Below are 16,486 nucleotides of genomic sequence, written 5' to 3' on the forward strand. Positions count from 1 at the left end.
GGACCGAATATCCGGAGTGCGGCTTGGGATCGCGTGAACGCAGGGTCAAGCATCGGTAAAACGCCTGCGCGTCCGGGCGACGTACCGCAGCAGGTCCCGCCGGTTGCCGTCGAGGTCGCGGAGCACTGCCGCAATGCTACGGGCTGCTCGCAGGTGCGCCTTGCTCGCGGTCCGGCGCATCACGCCAGCCGCGATACGAAGCGCTACCGCTGGAACCGATGGCGGCCGCATCCGGCTCGATCCTGTCCGCCGGCGATGGCCCGGCCCGATTCCGGCAGTCCCCGGCACGCATCGCGTGGTGGAGGGGACGCCGTCGGATGTCGCGGTCACTCCCGGGAAAGCATCTTCACGTACTTGTGCCGCTCCGCGCGATAGCCCATGTGTTCGTACAGCGTCCTGGCGCCCACGTTCTCGGGGAGCACGAACAGCTGCATCATCGGGTAGCCACACGTCCGCGCCCATGCCTGCGCGCGCTCGATGAGCGCATGGCCAACGCCTTTTCCTTGCGCCATCGCGGCCACGACGACGTCGGAAACGTGCCCAATCGGGGTCTGCGTGTAGTAGTCGGTGACGGTCCTCACATGCACGAAGCCGACGACCTCGTCATCCTCTTCCGCCACCAGCAGCTCGACCTCCGGCGACCGATCCACGACGACAGCCGCGATCGCATCCCGGTCCACGTCCTCGACCCGCTGCCGGTCGCGTCCTGGGGGGGCGTGCCGTGCTCGGCCAGGCGTGGCACCAGCATGAGGATCGCTTCGCGATCGGCAGCGCAGGCAGGGCGGATGTGCATTGCCGGCTCCAGCATCGGGAGGGCGCGTCTGGCGCCGCATCCATCGAATGTCATTCGATGTCATGGCCGGGCACTCCCGGGCGCGCTGCATCGCGGATGGCGGCGATCAGGGATGCGGCCCCAGGGGCAGGGTAGCTTGTCCCGGCCATGGATTTTTCCTGGCACGGTGCTGGAGCGGGCGACGCTACCACAGGCCGCATTCGAGCGTCCCCATGTATGTCCGTCCGCCTACGGCCAACCGCGTGTGCCGGCCCTGACCTTGAAGCGTAAAGCTGGGAGGCAGGGAAGCATCCTCTGGGTTGGTATAGGTGAAGTGGACCCTGACGGACTGGCGATCGAAGTGCAGCAACTTCCACGATCCATGCGGAAGGCGGCGCGGTCCTGTCGTATCGTGAATCAGTACGGGGCCAATCTCCTCGTACCCAAGAAACTCGACGGTCGGCACGGGCGCGGTCGGGGGCGACTCGAACATGCACAGTGTGCTGCTCGGCATGGCCGGCGACGCGGCCAGCAGAAGCAGGATGCCGGCAACGAGTCGCATTGCAACCTCCATGGCCGTTGACGCCGGGGCGTCCAGGAAACCGCGTGTCGCCCGGACTTTGCGCGCGCTGGAAGGTAGCGTCAACCGGCAGGGCCCGGCGTGGCGCGAGCCGCTTCCGACCGCAACCGCGCGGTTTCCGGCAGGCGGCGGCCGACCCGCTTGCGCCGACCTGCCCAGCCGCCGGCTCATGCGATGCATCGCATACGCGCCATCTCCGATTCGACGCAACCGCACGCTCCCGAAGGTCCGTGGGCAACCGCCGCGTCGCGCCGATGCGCTCTCCACTGCGCCGGCCCGATCCGGGAAAGCGCTATCCATCCATCGCCTTGACCATCCGCGCGTTCGCCATCGGCACGCCGCGTGCCACGACCGTGCGGCGCTGCTCCACGACGAAGCCGTGGCGGGCGAAGAACCCCTCCGCCGCCAGGCTCACGTCGGCCGACAACCGGCTTATGCCGCGCGCGGCCGCGACGTTGTGCAGGTGCCGCATCAGCGCGCCGCCGACGCCGCGTCCTGACGCATCGCCGGCGACGAAGAAGTGGCCGACATGGCCAGTGGCCTGCAGGTCGGCATAGCCCACGACACGGCCTTCGATCAGCGCCACGAAAGGGCGCATCGCATTCAGCTTGTCGGCCCACGCCTGTTGGTCGTAGGCGGCAGGCGCCCAGGCGTCGAGCTGCTCGGGCGTATAGACCCCGCGGGCCAGGGTATGGACGGACGAGGCGAACACGCGCCGCAGTTCCGCCGCTTCGCCGGGAATATAGTCGCGGATGTGCATGGTGGTCGGGCGTGGTGGTCGGCGGGTGGAACGATCTGGGCGGGTCGGCGGGCCGTCCATGCGCCCCGGGCGCTGGCAACCTAACGGACCGATACGATCCTGTCGGCCAGCCACAGCGGCTGCCCACGAAATCCATCGCGTGCCCGAGCAGGAACAACGCGATGATCGCCGGGTACGGACTTTCGAGCACCTGCTGGTGCCAGCGGAACTTCGCGTACAGCGCGAAGCCGACCAGCGTCGCGAAGATCAGCGCCATCACGGTGAGAATGCCCGGCAGTCCGCCCACCACGTACAGCCCCAGCCGCGCCAGGCCTGGCGTCGCGGAGGCCAAAGCGGCGGCGACCATGAAGGCGACATGGTGATGCAGCCTGCGGCGCTTGAGGATCGCGAACAGGTAGAACGCGGTGAACAGCGTGATCCCGGTGAACGACTGCGAGCAGCGACAGCACCGTGTCGCGCGGGAACCTGAGCACGGCATGCGCATAGAAGTGCTTCATCACCTGCAACGCGGTGAACAGGAACAGTGCCACCAGCACCGGCGAGATCCGGCCCAGCAGGCGGTGCAGGTCGAGGCGGTCGGCGCGGACCAGGAATGGCTGGACGGACAACAGCACGAACCACGCCACCGCGAAACACGCATGCCAGTGGATCACCGCCGGCACGTCGGCGAATCCGGGGGCCTGGCTGAAGTATCCGAAGAATGGCGTGCCCGGTACCGCCGGCGTGAAGCCGGCCAGCACCAGCGCCAGCAGCAGCAGGAAGAAGAATCCAAGATTGCGGTAGGGGCGCATCGTCAACGTAGCCCCGTGTCGGAATCGACGGACTCTGCGAGGCGGGCACGTACCGCCGGCTGGATCGCGTGTGCCGGTTGGCGTGACTTGCGTGCAGGAACCATCCGGGCACATGCCTTAACGAAAAGGACAGCGCCCGGCTGACACGAACGCCTGCGGTCCCCGCCAACCCGGCGAGAGGCGGGGAACGACGCGCCGATGCCGCTGCGTGCGACGCTGGCCGAACAGTTCTATCGCATCCGCCGAGGGCCGGGACCTCGAGCCGCTGCAGGCCTGGGCGCGCGAACTGGCCCGGCGCCAGGCCCAGAACAAGGCCGCCGTGGCCCTCGCCAACCCGCTTGCCCGGCGGCTCCGGGCGCTCGATCACGCGGTGCCCCTTCGATCCCAACACAGCAGCCACGAGCGCGCTTAACCGCCTGAACGCTTCAACGTCAGCAGTGCAGCTCGATCTCGATCATGACGAGGGCTCGGTCCCGGGTTGCGCGAGCCCGATGACAATCCCGGCGCAGGACGCCCCTCGAACGACAGGCCGCAGCCTGCGGATCTCATGATGGCGCGCGCGCGGCACTCACACCGAGGCCGAATACACGAATGCAGCCGATCCGCTTCGAATGATCAACGACCGATCGGGTGCTGCTCCTGCGAGAAGAACCCATACATGCGTTGTCGGACCCCGCCCGCTAGTTGGCGACAGGGTCCCTCTGCGACCATATCACCGAGATGATTCTCCAACCGTCGTCGGTGCGAACCAGGTGCCACATCTCGCGGCCCCAGTGTTGCTCCTCTCCATCGAGCAACATGGAGTAGTCAAAGTTCACGGAAGCGATTTCGCCGTCCGTGTCTATGATGGCGTCCCGGAACGCCACTTCGATCCGCTCTGAACCAGCTTCGACGGTCCTGTCGATCATCGTCAGGTAGTTGTTGTCCGGCCACCAGACCACCCGACGCGCTTCGGGTACGAACTCCTTGAGCCGAGCAACCCGAGCATCGTCGTCTACCATCTGCCAAGTCACATGTTCAGGGTCATCGGAGTAGAAAAGCCCGACGAAGGTTGCCTTGTCCTTGTTGAGGATCGACAAGCGGAATGCTTCCACAACTTCGCGAACGGCCGCCACGTCCTGGGGGTCGTTATGAGCACTTGGTGCGGCTTTCAGGCCGGCTGACAGCGAGAGCAGAGCGACGAGGGCGAGCATCTTCAGAGTTACCATGTGAATTCTCCTGTGGCGTGACACCCGGGTTGAGCCGTAAAGAAGCCGTTTCGGCCTGAACGCATCGTTGGGCCTTATCTCACCAGCCATCCCGCATCAGGGACAGGCCAAGTGAGGACCGAACGCCCACGCCGAACACCTTCCCGCTCTCCCCACACCAGTCCTCCCGACCGGGTCCACAGCGTGCCGGGTGAGTCTACGATCGCCCGGAACAGACAATGATCGGACCAGCCGGTAGCGCGATGCGGCCGAGCACTTCGACAACAAGTTCAAGCGAGGTGAGTCCATGAGGCTTGACCTCCAAGCTCACGAGCTCAGTGCGATGGAGCTTTGCCGCGGTGCGTACGTAGGAATGATGGGTTAGATACCAGGCGTAGACTTGCGCTCTTCAAGCAACCTGAGTATGGACTGCGGAACTGGTCGACACCCACACGCCTTCGCATGTGCAAGATGCCATTCAATCCGCTGCTGGGCAGTCGGATTCTTCGGCATGCGGTTGTGTTCGTGCCAAAGTTTATTTGTTCTCGTCATAGGCCTCCAGAGCTACAGGAAGTGCACCAATGACGACTGCGCCTGCGGCAGGTAGGCCGATCAGAACGGCGCTCAAGATCTCCTGCCTCGACGCGCCGTGCGACTTCGCGGAAAGTACATGAAACGGAATGCCCGAGGCATTGCCGGTGGCAGCGAGTACCGCAACATAGGCCAATTCCTCGGTCTTCCTGTCCAAGGCACTGGCAGCGTCGAGTGACTTCGCAACCTGCATCCAAGCCTCGGCATGAGCAGGGGCCTCCTGCATGAACATAGAAAATGCTTTTGAAACACTCATGGAAAACTCCCTTGGCGCATAACGCTTGGATAAGCCGAACCGCGAAGCGTTGTGGACTTGAACGAGCTTTCAGGCTGTACTGTCATCGCCAACGCATCGACCCCAGTACAAGTGATCCAGCCTGCTGGTTCCAGCTTCAGGTGGACGAATTCGCAATTCCTTCACTTGAGGTGTCGATTCACCACGCACGGTCCAGCAATCTCCTATCAGGACTCCGGGTCGAACATGATCTCGCGAACCTCCTGCGCGCAGCGACATCCAGCGGCGATTCTGGCAGCCCAAGCGAGTGCCTCCTCGTGCGAAGACACCTCGATGATCGAAAACCCGCCGATAACCGCCTTCTGCTCGGGTACCGGTCCGATTGTGATGGTCCCGTCGGTCGCGACAACGGTCGATTGCTGGCGCCGGACACCACCGCCGAAGATCCAGACCCCTGCGGCCTTCGCCTCCCGAACCACCTCATGTGATACCTCGCCCACCAACGGCCAATCTTCTTCAGGAATGTGGTCCATGGAGCCGTCATCAAACGAAATCAAATATCGAGGCACCGTATCGCTCCCTTTTTTGTGGCCTAACGCCTGGGTTGAGTCGACCCGTGAATCGGGCTGCGCTTGAATGACTGTTAGACGGCATGCCGGGTAACCCTGACATGCTTACCGACGGTTCCCGTCGACCAGTATGCCTCCAACTCCGGGAATAGCCGGGTCGGTTGCGCCACCACCTCGGGTGCTGGGCGAAGAGCAGCGCCCAGGAACAGGCGAGCCAAGAGAGGTCTGTCCTGACGAAACCAGCTGGCCTCGGAAGCGCCCGGACGCGGTTGCAAGCGGCCACCCCGAGGCGTCCAGCCGGCAAGCACTTGATCCGGCGGAACGTCCTTGCCAGAAAGATGCAGACCGGATGCGGGACAAATGCCGAAGTTGACGACGAAGCGTGGCCGGTCGTACTTGTCCCATTGCACGTCGAACACATGCAAAGACCCCGCCACGATGCGTCGGAACGTGGTGAATGTTGGCTCGTCCCGCCGATCGATCAAAAACCCGTGAGACTCCGCAAACGGGAAGAAGGCCCGCTTCAGCTCGTTCCGGAGTTCGGAGGTCCTTCCCATGCTGCCTAACGCCTGAGTCTACCCGCGCCGCGTAGTGGAGCTAAGCATACGTCCAGCTGTACATGCCATGTGTTTGTGTAGCGAAGCGGCGTTGGATTCGAAGGAAATATTGGGCGGCATGCGACGCCGCCTCCAGGACTTCTAGTTTCATGCTGGCCGGCGCATTGAGCCATCGGGTTCCTGGTCCGAGCAGCAAGCGGGTGCCTTGGGCTGCCGCCATAGATTGAACCTGCTGGAACCAACGGCCATAACTCCATTCCCGAGGAGGCGGCGTGCTCGACGAGTTCCTATCCGGATCCCAAGCAATCCCCATTGCCTCACGATACGCGAATGGGAAACTTTGCGCGGCCGGTGCAATGTGCAAGCGGCCGTGCCCATCGATCTGAACCGCGGCAACGAGATCGCTTTTCATACGGGCTAACGCCTGAGTTGAGCCGGCCCGCACGCGGACTCGGCTCGAATGACTTGTTAGGCGGCATTGTGCGCCAACACATGCTGCCGGAACAGCAAGAATGCCAAGCGACGGTTGCAAGAGCCGCAATACAGGTCCTGACTAATGCCAAGGTTGTCGAGTTTGCAGATCAGGCGGAGTGGGTAGTCAGGATGCGGGCCTTGCGGCATGCCCCAGTACTCTGGGAAGTACGATCCAAAGTCTGCGTCGCAAAAGTCGCACAGCACGATCTCGTGCCCCCAGATCTCGAACACGTGATACTCGTGTTGTCCTTGCGCGAGGTGCTCGAGCTCTGTGGGCAAATGGCCGCAGTCAAAGCACGGAGCGACGTTGATGCGTTGCAGTTCTGTCGAGCAAAGGGGACAGTCGGTCATGCCGCCTGATGCCTGAACTGAGCCGACCCGCGAAGCAACTTCGGCTTGAATGAATTGTTAGGCGCCACTAGCAGCCACATGCGCCTACTCCGGAATAGCTTTGCGTGCCTTGCGGCTTAGAGATGAGCACCCGGGCACGTACATCAAAGTACTCACACCGCTCCCCCTGTACGAGCTTAGGGCACGTGTTGAGTCCGGGAGAGTAGCGAATCTCGATGCTGCCGTCGTTATAGCGATAGGTTTCAGTCCAATACTCGCCTGCACCGGGGCTAAAGATGTTTGTCCGAGCCCGTGCTGAAGTGGCGGTGACGGCACCCTGGCCGAAGTCAAACTGCAGCGGTGAGCCATCCGCCAGCTCGTGGAAGAAATGCGCGCCTCCGCCCGGGCAGTTGTTCCCGGACACGATAATGCTGCACCCACATGAACTAGCGGGGATGCAAGACAATGGGGGGCTCCTTGGCTCCGAGGCCACTGAGCATGCCGAAATAGTCGTTGCTGCAAGAAGGAGGGTAGGACGTTTCATAATCTTCTCGTGGCGCCTGACGCCGAATTGAGCCGCGCCCCGAAGCGGCGTCGGCTTGGACGAAATGTCAAGGCGCACCTGCATTCTCGATGAGCCCAAGCTCCATGAGGAAACCCATAGTCGCCTGACTAGCGTCTTTGCTCACGGCTCGATCAATAGAACTGTAGTCAGGCACTTCTCGGTTGGCGAGGTTGCGCGTGAACAAGTGGCCGACCTCAGGATAGATCTTGAGCTGGCACACATTTCCCTGCTTGTGCATGCGCTCACAGAAAGTGCGGGCGTCGGATGCAAGGGTAATGTTGTCTTCTGCGCCCTGGAGCAGAAGCATGGGCGGAAGGCCAGCGCGGACATGAAGCGTGGGCGAAATGGCCGCCGCCTGAGCAGAGCCACCCGTGAGCTTTTGGAACCATTGCGAAGACTCAACTGATACGGCTGGGGACCGTAAGATCAAAGCATTCGGAACGGAAGAGTGCGAGCCTGCCGAGTCTTCGCTGAAGACTGTGGTCGATGCCGCAAGGTGGGCGCCCGCAGAGGTGCCGAGGGCTACCACTTTCTCAGGATCAATCGCGAAGCGAGCAGCATTTCGACGTACCCAACGTATGGCATTCCGCGCGTCTGCGACTGCATCGAACGGCGTAACCCCGTCTCGTGAAAGCCGATACTCGACCGAGACCGCTACGAAACCCAGGGTAGCGTACTGCTTTGCAATTGCATCCATCCAGCTTGCTTCACCCTCGCTCCAACCGCCACCGTGGAACAACACCACCGCCGGCCGGCCGCTCTGCGTCGACCCCTCAGGCGCCAGCATGCGAGCACCTATTCCTACCCCGTTGCTTTCGAAGCGCTCAGTGCGTAGAGCGTTATCTTCGGCTGCGCGTCCACCACCTGACAGACTGAACAGTAAGGCGATGAGGGAGGTACGAAACATTCTCATGAGCGTCCTTAAAGTGGGTGTGCGTCCTAACGCCTGAGTAAAGCCGACCCGCGAAGCGGGTTCGGCTTGAACGAACTGTTAGGCCTCGTAGCCCCAAGGCGACGAGGCCCGAACATGACTAGCTCCACCGCTATGCAGAACAGCAAGTAGCTCGTCTACAGCGCCTATGGGAGCAGAACCAAAATCAACAGAGAACATGATGCCATCACCTTGTGGCTCCGGCGCTGTCACATGATGGATGACACCAAGTAAGCCGTGCTCGTTGACGGGCCGCGCCTCATCAAGATCGAGCCATTTGGAGCACCACTCCTGCAACTGAGCGGTGTCATCCGGGAGATCGTCTACCAAGAACTCCACGCCGTTCCAATGGATGGGGTGCAGTTGCACGACCAGACCAGAAGGCAAGGAAAACTCTCTGGAGCCAGTGTCCACAACTGGCTCCAGATCGACGTCAGTCATGTTGGACGGGTTAGTTGCACCAGAAGCCATATCCGCGCGATAGAGGCGGAAGACCCGCGGCTGGCCATTGCCGCCAAGCTCAAACATGACCTCGGGGGCGCTTGGTCGGTACTGCTCCTTGTATGAGACCAAAGCATGAAGGTAATGGTGATGCTACCTATCTCTCGCATCCGCAAAGACTGATTGAACTGTCATACGAGGCCTAACGCCTGAATAAAGCCGCGCCGGAAAGCGGCGTCGGTTTGAATGAATTGTTAGCCGTCATGCTGCAGGCCATGTACCAACTCGTGCCAGCGTTGCACGCTGATGCCGTGTTGCTGATCAAGTGAAAGCGGGTGGTCAGAAGGCTCCACGGTGAACAACGGTACAAGTCCAAGTGCTCGGGACTGTACAGAAAGTTTGAGGTTGATAGTGTCGGGGTAGGTTGGGATTGAGCTAGATAGCCAGCCAAAGTAAGGCGGGTCGCCAGCCCTCGACTGGTCCATCCAACGGTCTGACAAGTGCAGAAAGCTCTTCTCGCTAAGCGATGACCATACAGAGAAAGAGAGAGACCCCGGTTGGTCATGGATTGGTATCTCAATGTGGCCGCGGATGAAGAACGCCTTCTCATCTACGACGCACTGATCCCGCGTGAGATCGACACGTAACGAGAACTCACTCTCTGGCACGAGAGTGCGCCAAGGCGCCTCGGAGCCAAAGCAGAGTGGCTGGTTAGCGAGTTTCTCTCCGCAGGTCGAGCATTTCCAGTTCATGCTTACTAAATAGCCGGGTGGCGGCCGATACCTGAGTTAAGCCGACCCGCGAAGCGGGGTCGGCTTGAATGAACTGTCAGGGTGCGTCCTTGGGCAATGGGTCGCCGACAAGGTTTGCACGCAGCCCTTGATACTGCGGGTGGATGCTAAAAGGGCCGTAGCACAGCAAGCGGAGGATCTCCGCTGGTCTGCGATACCAACTGGCCCAGGCGAGCGGCGTATCACCGTTCGTGTCTTGGACTTCTGGCCGGGCGCCAGCATTGAGTAGAATCTGGACTGTATCAGCTGCTCCAAACGCTGCGGCCCGATGCAAAGGTGTTTCTCCTTTGGTGCGACAATCCCGCATAAAAGCACCGGTCTCAGCGCCGGGAACAGTAGTAGCGTTTGGATCAGCACCAGCGGAAAGTAGCACTCTCACTACAGGGTCATAGCGAACTCGGTCCTCCGAGCAAAGCGCGGAGTGCAATGGCGTTTCGCCCGTGGTAGGCAGTGCCGGGCTTGCTGGCGCGGAATTCTCAAGCAGAAATTGACAAAGTTGCCAGTAACCATGAAAGGCTGCAGCGTTGAGGCCGAGATCAGGACCGAACTGGCGCAGGTTTTCGCCTTGTGTGAGGAGGTAGCGCAGTGCGCTCACGTCGCCATAGTAGGCACACCACTGAATAAGGGAGACGCCACCAGAATCGGTGGCCGAAGCGCTGCCACCTGCAGCGACGAAGTCAAGGACGAGGTCTGTCCTACCCGTAGCAATGCGATCTAGGAGAGCTCGTGTCATGGCATCAGCACCCAAACGCGTGAGTTAAGACGGCTCGCGAAGCGGGTTCGGCTTGAATGAATTGTTAGGCCGCTGCTGCATTGGCCTGTACGCGACTAGAGCTGCCACAGCCCATGATCATTGCCGCCTTGGAGGTAGATAGCGAAGGTCCCGTGGCCGGGTATCTCCATGGGCGGAACGGCGACCTGTCCGCCTGCCTCAACTACAGCGGCAACAGCCGCTTCGATGTCTTCTACTAGCCAGTAGGGACGCACTACCGGATCCTCTGTTTCGCGCAAGGGCGCGCGTACACCCACAAGTCCGCCGCCCGCCAACGCCGCGGTACGGGCGTTGCCGAGCCCGGCGTCAGGCTCGCCGAACTTCACGCCGCCCATTGCGGCATATGCGGCACATACCGCGTCTACGTCCTTGGTCACTATCTCGAGATACTGGATCTGCATGGCTCCTACCTCGGGTTGATGACGAACATCATGCTGCGGCCTAACACCTGAGTTAAACCGCGCCGCGAAGCGGCGTCGGCTTGAATGATGAAATGGACTCCTCCCGCGTCGCCACTCGGCCTCGTGGGCCACACTGAACTTTGCGGGTTTCAGTCAACGGGAGCACGAGAGGAGTCCACGCCGTGCATGCTACGACTGTCGCGATCGATTTGGCAAAAGAGGTGTTCGAGTTGGCCTTCGCCGATACGGCCGGCCGGATCCTGGAGCGCAAGCGACTGACGCGTCGTGCGTTTTCTCGGGTCATGGACAACCGCCTGCCATTGACCGTGGTGATGGAGGCCGGCGGCAGCGCGCACTACTGGGGGCGCCGCTTTCAGGCACAGGGACACGTGGTGCGGCTGCTACCGGCCCGTGACGTGCGGCCGTAAGTGCGCCGCAACAAGACCGATCGCGCCGATGCCGCAGGCCTGGTCGAGGCGGCGCGCTGCGCGCAGATCGCCCATGTGCCGGTCAAGACCCCGCGCCAGCAAGGGCTGCAGGCCCTGCACCGTGTCCGCGAGCAGCTCAAGGCGCACCGCACCGCGGCCATCAACCTGGTGCGCGGCCTGCTGCGCGAGTACGGCGTGGCGATTCCCGAGGGTGCCGCCAAGGTGCCCGCCGCCGTGCGTGCGGCGCTGGAGGATGCGGACAACGACGTGCCGATGCCGCTGCGCGCGACGCTGGCCGAACAGCTCGATCGCATCGCCACGCTTCAGGCCGACATGGCTGCGATCGAGAAGCGGTTGGCCACGGAAGCCGCACAGGATGTCGCGGTCCAGCGCTACATGACCGTGCCTGGCGTTGGCCTGCTTGCCGCGACGGCCCTGCGTGCCGGTGCAGGCGACCTGTCGCGCTTCGGCAGTGGCCGGCACCTGGCGGCGTGGATCGGCCTGGTGGCACGAGAGCACTCATCAGGCCACCAGCGACGGCTGGGCCGGATCACCAAACGCGGCGACGCGTACCTGCGCACGCTGCTGATCCATGGTGGTCGCGCCGTGTTGCGCGCGGCGCTCATGCGACAGCGCGCCGGCCGCGACCTTGATCCGCTGCAGGCCTGGGCACTCGAACTTGCCCGGCGTCACGGCCACAACAAGGCCGCCGTGGCGCTCGCCAACAAGCTTGCCCGCCGGCTCTGGGCGCTCGATCACTACGGGGCCGCCTTCGATCCCCGCCACACCAGCCACAAGCCCGCGTAACACCATCAGCACTTCAACGCCAGGAGTGCAACTCGATCTCGATCATGACGAAGGGTTCGGTCCCCGAGTTGGGCAAGGCCGATAACAATTCCGGCGCACGACGCGGCTTGAACGATAGACCCCAGCCCGCGGATCTCATGATGGCCCGAGCGCGCCGCGCTCACCCCAAGGCCGAATACACGAATGCAACCGTTCCGCTTCCGATGATCAGTGACCGATCACTCTGCTGTTGCAGGAGGAGTCCATACATGAATTGTTAGGCGCGCCCCGTCCAGAGGCGCACCAGCCAAGCGAAAGCATACTGCAGAGCCATTGGCAGTAGGCCGAAGAGCACGATGCAGCCGACGATAGAAATAACGAACGCGACCGCGGCATGCCCAGCGTAAGTTGTCCACGGCACAGGCCCATAGCCGCCCGCAATTGCCCGGCCCTGCTCTGAGTAGAAGCCGACACTAGCAATGGCAAACAGGACGCCAAAGAAGGCTCCGACAGCGCCAGTGCTGATGATGGTTTGCTTAAGCTGCCGCTGCTGCCACATAGCGCCTAACACCTGAGTTAAGCCGACCCGCGAAGCGGGTTCGGCCTGAATGAACTGTTAGGCCGCACTTCCGACGTACCGCTCTGCATGTTGCTGAGATTGATCGCCGAGTTCGTCCCACTCCGCCTTTGAATCAACCCAGATATGGGCTCGGACACTGAGACCAATCCCGGTCCCGGGCAGAAGCCCTGCTGGTATGAATATGCGCTCGCCATCATTCTTGCCAGGAAGCCGCGAACCGCAGGTCTTGCAGAACCACGTCTCCCACTGCGAATCGGGTTTAGACCACTTGACGATATGCTCTTCGCCTTGCAGCCATCTAAATTGCTCATCCTGAACTAGAACGACAGCGATTCCATTCGCGCCAGTTGCCCGCCGGCAGATCGAACAGTGGCATATGAACACTCCGTCCGCGGCTCCTTCGAACTCGAATCTAACGGAGCCGCAATTGCAGTGACCGTTGATCACCTGTTACCTCCGAGACATTGAAGCGCCGGCTGTGGTGTGCTGTGCGGCCTAACGCCTGAATTAAGCCGAGCCGCGAAGCGGCTTCGGCTTGAATGAACTGTTAGGGCGCGCGCCGAGTATGGAGCTGCACCGCACACGAACGAGTGGTTCGACATTCATGTCAAAGATTTGGGTGAGCTGATTGCCGTCTGGTGAAAGCATGAACGTTGACGCTTTGAGCCAAGTCTCACCTTCAATTGTAAGCTCAGCGACTAGTGCCAGCTCTTTCGTTCCCCGTACAACAACGACTTGCAATGGACCGGAGCTCTCGTGATACGAAATATGCCTCTTTCCGATGTGCAGAGCTGTGTCATCCGCTTCTGTTCCACAATCTGTCAAGCTGGTGCCCCAGTCACCCAAGAACTGTTCTGGGACGATATGAGTAGAGTTGCCTGCAGAGAGTGGGACGGATAGGAAGGACATAGCAATTGCTGCGAAATATTGAGATTTCATGATCTTTCCATAGCGCCTTAACGCCTGAATTAAGCCGCGCCGCGAAGCGGCGTCGGCTTGAATGAATTGTTAGATGATCTGCCACCAGCGTGTCTTGCACCTAACTTTCTCAATCCTAGTCGGTGAGGATATGGCAAACGTTCCTTGACTTGTGGTTACCAGCACCTTGTCATCTGTTGTTACCCAAGAGGTTCTGACTCCAGCGGGTAGTTTGAATATCTCATTGACCTCGGGTGCTCCGTCGCTTGAAAACGTAACCAAGAGAACAGAGCCAAAGTCATAAGATAGATGGAAGTAGCCGGTTGTAGCCAAGACGCCGTAGTTCATCAAGAACAGATCTTCGATATTAGCGTGATACAAGATCTTTGGCTGCTCGGCGGGGTAGTTCTCGCTGGCAAGCGCCAGCTCTCCGCCAAACTCGCCACGATCCGAACCAAGTAGACGACCGTGTGGTGTCCAAAGCGCAACTGTTGCGTGCACGACCTCAGTCCGCGATGTGTGTCCAGGCGGAGCGTCATACGTAACTTCGTAAGGGAACATGCCCATGCCGCCGACTTCAGGGCTTGCCATGTGCTTAATCTCATCCCGACCCAATCGCTCTTCGTAGCTCATTTGAGCGCAAGATACGAGACGTGGTTTTGGCTCTGGTCGCTCGTATGAGGTCAAGACAACCGCGGTGCCGAGGAGTAGAGAAATCGTCCCAGCAATCATCAAGATACGCCTCGGATGGATCATGATCACCTAACACCTGAATTAAGCCGCGCCGCGAAGCGGCGTCGGCTTGAATGAATTGTTAAGCCACGGACCTAGCCAAAAAAGCATGCGTGCTTATCCTCTGCAACGAGAGCCAAAAATTGCTCGATTGACCTGACTCTCGGTGCGTCAGGATAGCTATGCCATCTGAGGTCTGCGCGTTGCCAGTAGACTTTCCAGGAATCTTGCGCTTTGACGTAAGTCGCTTTTGCAGCCGGATGCTTCATTGTTTCGCCCGGCGCACCCCGCCAGCGGGGACGAACCTCAAAGATCTCGACGCTTTGGCCGGAGATGCGGAATGCGAGGTCTAACTTTGGCCGGATATGTGGTGATGGCCTGTGTTTCTGGATGAAGGAACCGACGACCTTCTCCAGCCTTTTTGTCTCAAATTCGCTGAGAGCCATATGCGGGGCCTAACGCCTGAATTAAGCCGACCCGCGAAGCGGGGTCGGCTTGAATGAATTGTTAGGCAGCAGCTTATCCAAGGTATATGAGTACCCTCCGTCCGGACCTTCCCATGCTGCTTCGATTTTGTTTTGCGAGATGACCTTGCCGATGCTTCGGACGATAGATCCTTTTTCACCAAACCAAGTTGTCAGTCGCTGGCGCTTCAACTCCCAGGTGTACGTGAATCGCGAACCATCGACGCCGTACAGCTGTGAGCGAAGGGTGTTTGTCTTTTCGTTCCATCCGATGAACTCGACGCCTTTGGGGCTTTCTTCCTTGGCATGGAGGTCAAATCGGTGGATCAGAAAGAAGCCGCCTTCCAACCAGTCGAATTCAACAAAGCCGTCGATCGTGTCGCCATGCATGCGCCACTTCCCAATCAGCAACGTCCCAAGATTTACCAGATTCTTATGCGGTGACTTCGGAAGCTTTCCTACAAGATCGTTGTTGTCGTACTGCATGTCTGGTCCTGGTTGTTCGCGCGGGATGTCGGTCGCAGCGATGTCGGCATGACGGTTTTGGTGCGGCCTAACGCCTGAGTTAAGCCGCGCCGCGAAGCGGCGTCGGCTTGAATGAATTGTTAGGCGGCACCCGACTTGCTGCCACCAGCGATATGCTAGATGACACCGACGACAAGACCGACAACCCCTATGCCGAATGCTACAGCAGCCGACGAGGGATCTTTGCCGCTGAGTAAGTAGATGCAGAAACCAGCTGCGACGCCAACGCCAAGTGGAACAGCAAATCTTGGAGCAAGTAGGAGGTCCAAGAAGTCGGTCACGTCTAAAGCCACCAGAAACCCTCCTGCCGCCTAACGCTTGAATTAAGCCGCGCCGCGAAGCGGCGTCGGCTTGAATGAATTGTTAGGCGGCACCTGCGACGTTCTCAGTGCAGGAAAGCTCAATCTAGGAATTTCCACGTGTCCGCCCCGTCGAAGTGCCTCACCATCACATACTGCAGTAGATCGGGCTCGAAGTTCCGCAAGTTCACGCCATGGCGAGCGCCGGTCTCAGGTTTAATCGGCTCCCAGTGGGTGGTGATTCCGCAGGTCTTGCAGCGGAAATTCCTGAGTGTGCGGTCGCCCCACACGTAGCTTTCTGTATTTTCGGGATGCCCTTGGATGGAGACCGCGCCAAGTTCATAGTACGCCCAGATGCCGCCAGTACGCCGGCACAGGGAACAGTTGCAACTCGTCGCCGTTTCCGGCGCGGCTGGCAGCGTAATGCGCACCGAGCCACAGTGGCAAGAACCTCCCAGCGATAGTGAAGGTTTCTTTTTCATGAGATGCGCCATTCTTCCTGTGCCGCCTAACGCCTGAATTAAGCCGAGCCGCGAAGCGGCTTCGGCTTGAATGAATTGTTAGCCCCCAACCTCATCTGGCCAGATCGGCTCAAAGTCAATCTCATACTTGACCCGAAGTGGAGGAACAGCGACCTGATGCGATTTGCCTACATCAATGAAGTCGGGTTGAGAGCGGTGAGTGCCTGTGTAAGCCATGATGGAGACCAGAGAAAGACGACCTTTACACTTGTCACCGCTAAAGAATGAGTAGCCCGAGAACGTGTCAAACCTAACGGGGATTGAGTAGTTGCCCAGTCCGTCTGTGAGTGTCATGGCGGGTCCGTTTGGAACGGAGTTCTCTATCCACGAGACACCAACAAGGGCATTGGGCAAGGGGACTCCGTTTGCGTCCTCCACCGAGCCGGAGAATACGTAGAACTTTGCGCCACACTTGGCCGTCGCGCCAGGACTTAAGAGCAGAAGAAAGAGAAGTGCTAGGGATGTTCGCATTGGGGGCTAACGCCT

General features: G+C 60.4%; 19 protein-coding genes and 1 pseudogene. 1 reads left to right on the forward strand and 19 read right to left on the reverse strand.

The genetic code is table 11. The features are described from left to right. Window positions 1-326: 326 nt before the first annotated feature. From JMO03_RS18390 to JMO03_RS18460, 14 genes are all read right to left on the reverse strand, one after another. Window positions 327-680: a GNAT family N-acetyltransferase gene (locus JMO03_RS18390; protein ID WP_202845205.1), complete on the reverse strand. Its 354-nt coding sequence runs from the start codon at window positions 678-680 to the stop codon at window positions 327-329. Between the two features lie 964 nt (window positions 681-1,644). Then, window positions 1,645-2,112 (reverse strand): GNAT family N-acetyltransferase, encoded by a 468-nt coding sequence (locus tag JMO03_RS18400; RefSeq protein WP_202845207.1) that lies wholly within the window; start codon window positions 2,110-2,112, stop codon window positions 1,645-1,647. 80 nt (window positions 2,113-2,192) lie between these two features. Next, entirely contained in the window at window positions 2,193-2,903 is a 711-nt protein-coding gene (locus JMO03_RS18405) for a hypothetical protein (RefSeq protein WP_202845208.1), read from the reverse strand. Window positions 2,904-3,583: 680 nt separating this feature from the next. Then, window positions 3,584-4,111 carry a Cif family virulence factor gene (locus JMO03_RS18410; RefSeq protein WP_202845209.1) on the reverse strand — a complete coding sequence of 176 codons (528 nt, stop codon included), beginning with the start codon at window positions 4,109-4,111 and terminating at the stop codon, window positions 3,584-3,586. Window positions 4,112-4,625: 514 nt separating this feature from the next. Next, window positions 4,626-4,937, reverse strand: coding sequence for a carboxymuconolactone decarboxylase family protein (locus JMO03_RS18415; protein WP_202845210.1), 312 nt, complete (start codon window positions 4,935-4,937; stop codon window positions 4,626-4,628). 206 nt (window positions 4,938-5,143) lie between these two features. Beyond that, entirely contained in the window at window positions 5,144-5,449 is a 306-nt protein-coding gene (locus JMO03_RS18420; RefSeq protein WP_202845211.1) for a YciI family protein, read from the reverse strand. Window positions 5,450-5,559: 110 nt separating this feature from the next. Beyond that, window positions 5,560-6,042, reverse strand: coding sequence for a hypothetical protein (locus JMO03_RS18425; protein WP_202845212.1), 483 nt, complete (start codon window positions 6,040-6,042; stop codon window positions 5,560-5,562). A gap of 40 nt (window positions 6,043-6,082) precedes the next feature. Beyond that, window positions 6,083-6,454 carry a hypothetical protein gene (locus JMO03_RS21680; protein ID WP_202845213.1) on the reverse strand — a complete coding sequence of 124 codons (372 nt, stop codon included), beginning with the start codon at window positions 6,452-6,454 and terminating at the stop codon, window positions 6,083-6,085. A 56-nt stretch (window positions 6,455-6,510) separates the two neighbouring features. After that, window positions 6,511-6,867, reverse strand: a complete 357-nt coding sequence (locus JMO03_RS18435; RefSeq protein WP_202845214.1) for a hypothetical protein — start codon at window positions 6,865-6,867, stop codon at window positions 6,511-6,513. 590 nt (window positions 6,868-7,457) lie between these two features. Beyond that, window positions 7,458-8,198: an alpha/beta hydrolase gene (locus JMO03_RS18440; protein ID WP_202845215.1), complete on the reverse strand. Its 741-nt coding sequence runs from the start codon at window positions 8,196-8,198 to the stop codon at window positions 7,458-7,460. Window positions 8,199-8,402: 204 nt separating this feature from the next. Next, the gene (locus JMO03_RS18445) at window positions 8,403-8,870 is read right to left on the reverse strand and encodes a hypothetical protein (RefSeq protein ID WP_202845216.1); all 468 of its coding nucleotides are present in this window, start codon (window positions 8,868-8,870) and stop codon (window positions 8,403-8,405) included. A gap of 167 nt (window positions 8,871-9,037) precedes the next feature. Beyond that, window positions 9,038-9,535 (reverse strand): DUF2199 domain-containing protein, encoded by a 498-nt coding sequence (locus tag JMO03_RS21685; RefSeq protein ID WP_202845217.1) that lies wholly within the window; start codon window positions 9,533-9,535, stop codon window positions 9,038-9,040. 76 nt (window positions 9,536-9,611) lie between these two features. Continuing rightward, window positions 9,612-10,307 (reverse strand): ankyrin repeat domain-containing protein, encoded by a 696-nt coding sequence (locus tag JMO03_RS18455; protein WP_273544289.1) that lies wholly within the window; start codon window positions 10,305-10,307, stop codon window positions 9,612-9,614. Window positions 10,308-10,402: 95 nt separating this feature from the next. Continuing rightward, complete coding sequence (locus tag JMO03_RS18460; RefSeq protein ID WP_202845219.1) at window positions 10,403-10,747, reverse strand: VOC family protein; 345 nt, start codon at window positions 10,745-10,747, stop codon at window positions 10,403-10,405. A 182-nt stretch (window positions 10,748-10,929) separates the two neighbouring features. Here JMO03_RS18460 and JMO03_RS18465 point away from each other — a divergent pair. Further along, window positions 10,930-11,982: pseudogene (locus JMO03_RS18465) on the forward strand (IS110 family RNA-guided transposase). A gap of 595 nt (window positions 11,983-12,577) precedes the next feature. On the opposite strand, the gene JMO03_RS21690 reads toward JMO03_RS18465, so the two are convergent. The 5 genes from JMO03_RS21690 to JMO03_RS18490 all read right to left on the reverse strand — a co-directional run bounded on the left by JMO03_RS21690 (window position 12,578) and on the right by JMO03_RS18490 (window position 15,961). Continuing rightward, window positions 12,578-12,988: a GFA family protein gene (locus JMO03_RS21690; RefSeq protein ID WP_202845220.1), complete on the reverse strand. Its 411-nt coding sequence runs from the start codon at window positions 12,986-12,988 to the stop codon at window positions 12,578-12,580. A 561-nt stretch (window positions 12,989-13,549) separates the two neighbouring features. Then, complete coding sequence (locus JMO03_RS18475) at window positions 13,550-14,092, reverse strand: hypothetical protein (protein WP_202845221.1); 543 nt, start codon at window positions 14,090-14,092, stop codon at window positions 13,550-13,552. A gap of 194 nt (window positions 14,093-14,286) precedes the next feature. Then, window positions 14,287-14,637: a DUF3024 domain-containing protein gene (locus JMO03_RS21695; RefSeq protein ID WP_202845222.1), complete on the reverse strand. Its 351-nt coding sequence runs from the start codon at window positions 14,635-14,637 to the stop codon at window positions 14,287-14,289. 21 nt (window positions 14,638-14,658) lie between these two features. Beyond that, window positions 14,659-15,141, reverse strand: a complete 483-nt coding sequence (locus JMO03_RS18485) for a hypothetical protein (protein ID WP_202845223.1) — start codon at window positions 15,139-15,141, stop codon at window positions 14,659-14,661. A gap of 439 nt (window positions 15,142-15,580) precedes the next feature. Then, window positions 15,581-15,961, reverse strand: coding sequence for a GFA family protein (locus JMO03_RS18490; RefSeq protein ID WP_202845224.1), 381 nt, complete (start codon window positions 15,959-15,961; stop codon window positions 15,581-15,583). Window positions 15,962-16,486: the final 525 nt, after the last annotated feature.

The organism is Luteimonas saliphila (assembly GCF_016774335.1).
GTDB lineage: Bacteria > Pseudomonadota > Gammaproteobacteria > Xanthomonadales > Xanthomonadaceae > Luteimonas > Luteimonas saliphila.

Bases quoted from the DNA above. Each gene is read 5' to 3' on its own strand.
- JMO03_RS18415 (WP_202845210.1), bottom strand. From the start codon at position 4,937: ATGAGTGTTTCAAAAGCATTTTCTATGTTCATGCAGGAGGCCCCTGCT.
- JMO03_RS18445 (WP_202845216.1), bottom strand. From the start codon at position 8,870: ATGTTTGAGCTTGGCGGCAATGGCCAGCCGCGGGTCTTCCGCCTCTAT.
- JMO03_RS18435 (WP_202845214.1), bottom strand. From the start codon at position 6,867: ATGACCGACTGTCCCCTTTGCTCGACAGAACTGCAACGCATCAACGTC.
- JMO03_RS18475 (WP_202845221.1), bottom strand. From the start codon at position 14,092: ATGAGCTACGAAGAGCGATTGGGTCGGGATGAGATTAAGCACATGGCA.
- JMO03_RS18440 (WP_202845215.1), bottom strand. From the start codon at position 8,198: ATGCTGGCGCCTGAGGGGTCGACGCAGAGCGGCCGGCCGGCGGTGGTG.
- JMO03_RS18400 (WP_202845207.1), bottom strand. From the start codon at position 2,112: ATGCACATCCGCGACTATATTCCCGGCGAAGCGGCGGAACTGCGGCGC.
- JMO03_RS21680 (WP_202845213.1), bottom strand. From the start codon at position 6,454: ATGAAAAGCGATCTCGTTGCCGCGGTTCAGATCGATGGGCACGGCCGC.
- JMO03_RS21695 (WP_202845222.1), bottom strand. From the start codon at position 14,637: ATGGCTCTCAGCGAATTTGAGACAAAAAGGCTGGAGAAGGTCGTCGGT.
- JMO03_RS18420 (WP_202845211.1), bottom strand. From the start codon at position 5,449: ATGGACCACATTCCTGAAGAAGATTGGCCGTTGGTGGGCGAGGTATCA.
- JMO03_RS18410 (WP_202845209.1), bottom strand. From the start codon at position 4,111: ATGGTAACTCTGAAGATGCTCGCCCTCGTCGCTCTGCTCTCGCTGTCA.
- JMO03_RS18455 (WP_273544289.1), bottom strand. From the start codon at position 10,307: ATGACACGAGCTCTCCTAGATCGCATTGCTACGGGTAGGACAGACCTC.
- JMO03_RS18425 (WP_202845212.1), bottom strand. From the start codon at position 6,042: ATGGGAAGGACCTCCGAACTCCGGAACGAGCTGAAGCGGGCCTTCTTC.
- JMO03_RS18460 (WP_202845219.1), bottom strand. From the start codon at position 10,747: ATGCAGATCCAGTATCTCGAGATAGTGACCAAGGACGTAGACGCGGTA.
- JMO03_RS21685 (WP_202845217.1), bottom strand. From the start codon at position 9,535: ATGAACTGGAAATGCTCGACCTGCGGAGAGAAACTCGCTAACCAGCCA.
- JMO03_RS18490 (WP_202845224.1), bottom strand. From the start codon at position 15,961: ATGAAAAAGAAACCTTCACTATCGCTGGGAGGTTCTTGCCACTGTGGC.
- JMO03_RS18405 (WP_202845208.1), bottom strand. From the start codon at position 2,903: ATGCGCCCCTACCGCAATCTTGGATTCTTCTTCCTGCTGCTGCTGGCG.
- JMO03_RS18485 (WP_202845223.1), bottom strand. From the start codon at position 15,141: ATGCAGTACGACAACAACGATCTTGTAGGAAAGCTTCCGAAGTCACCG.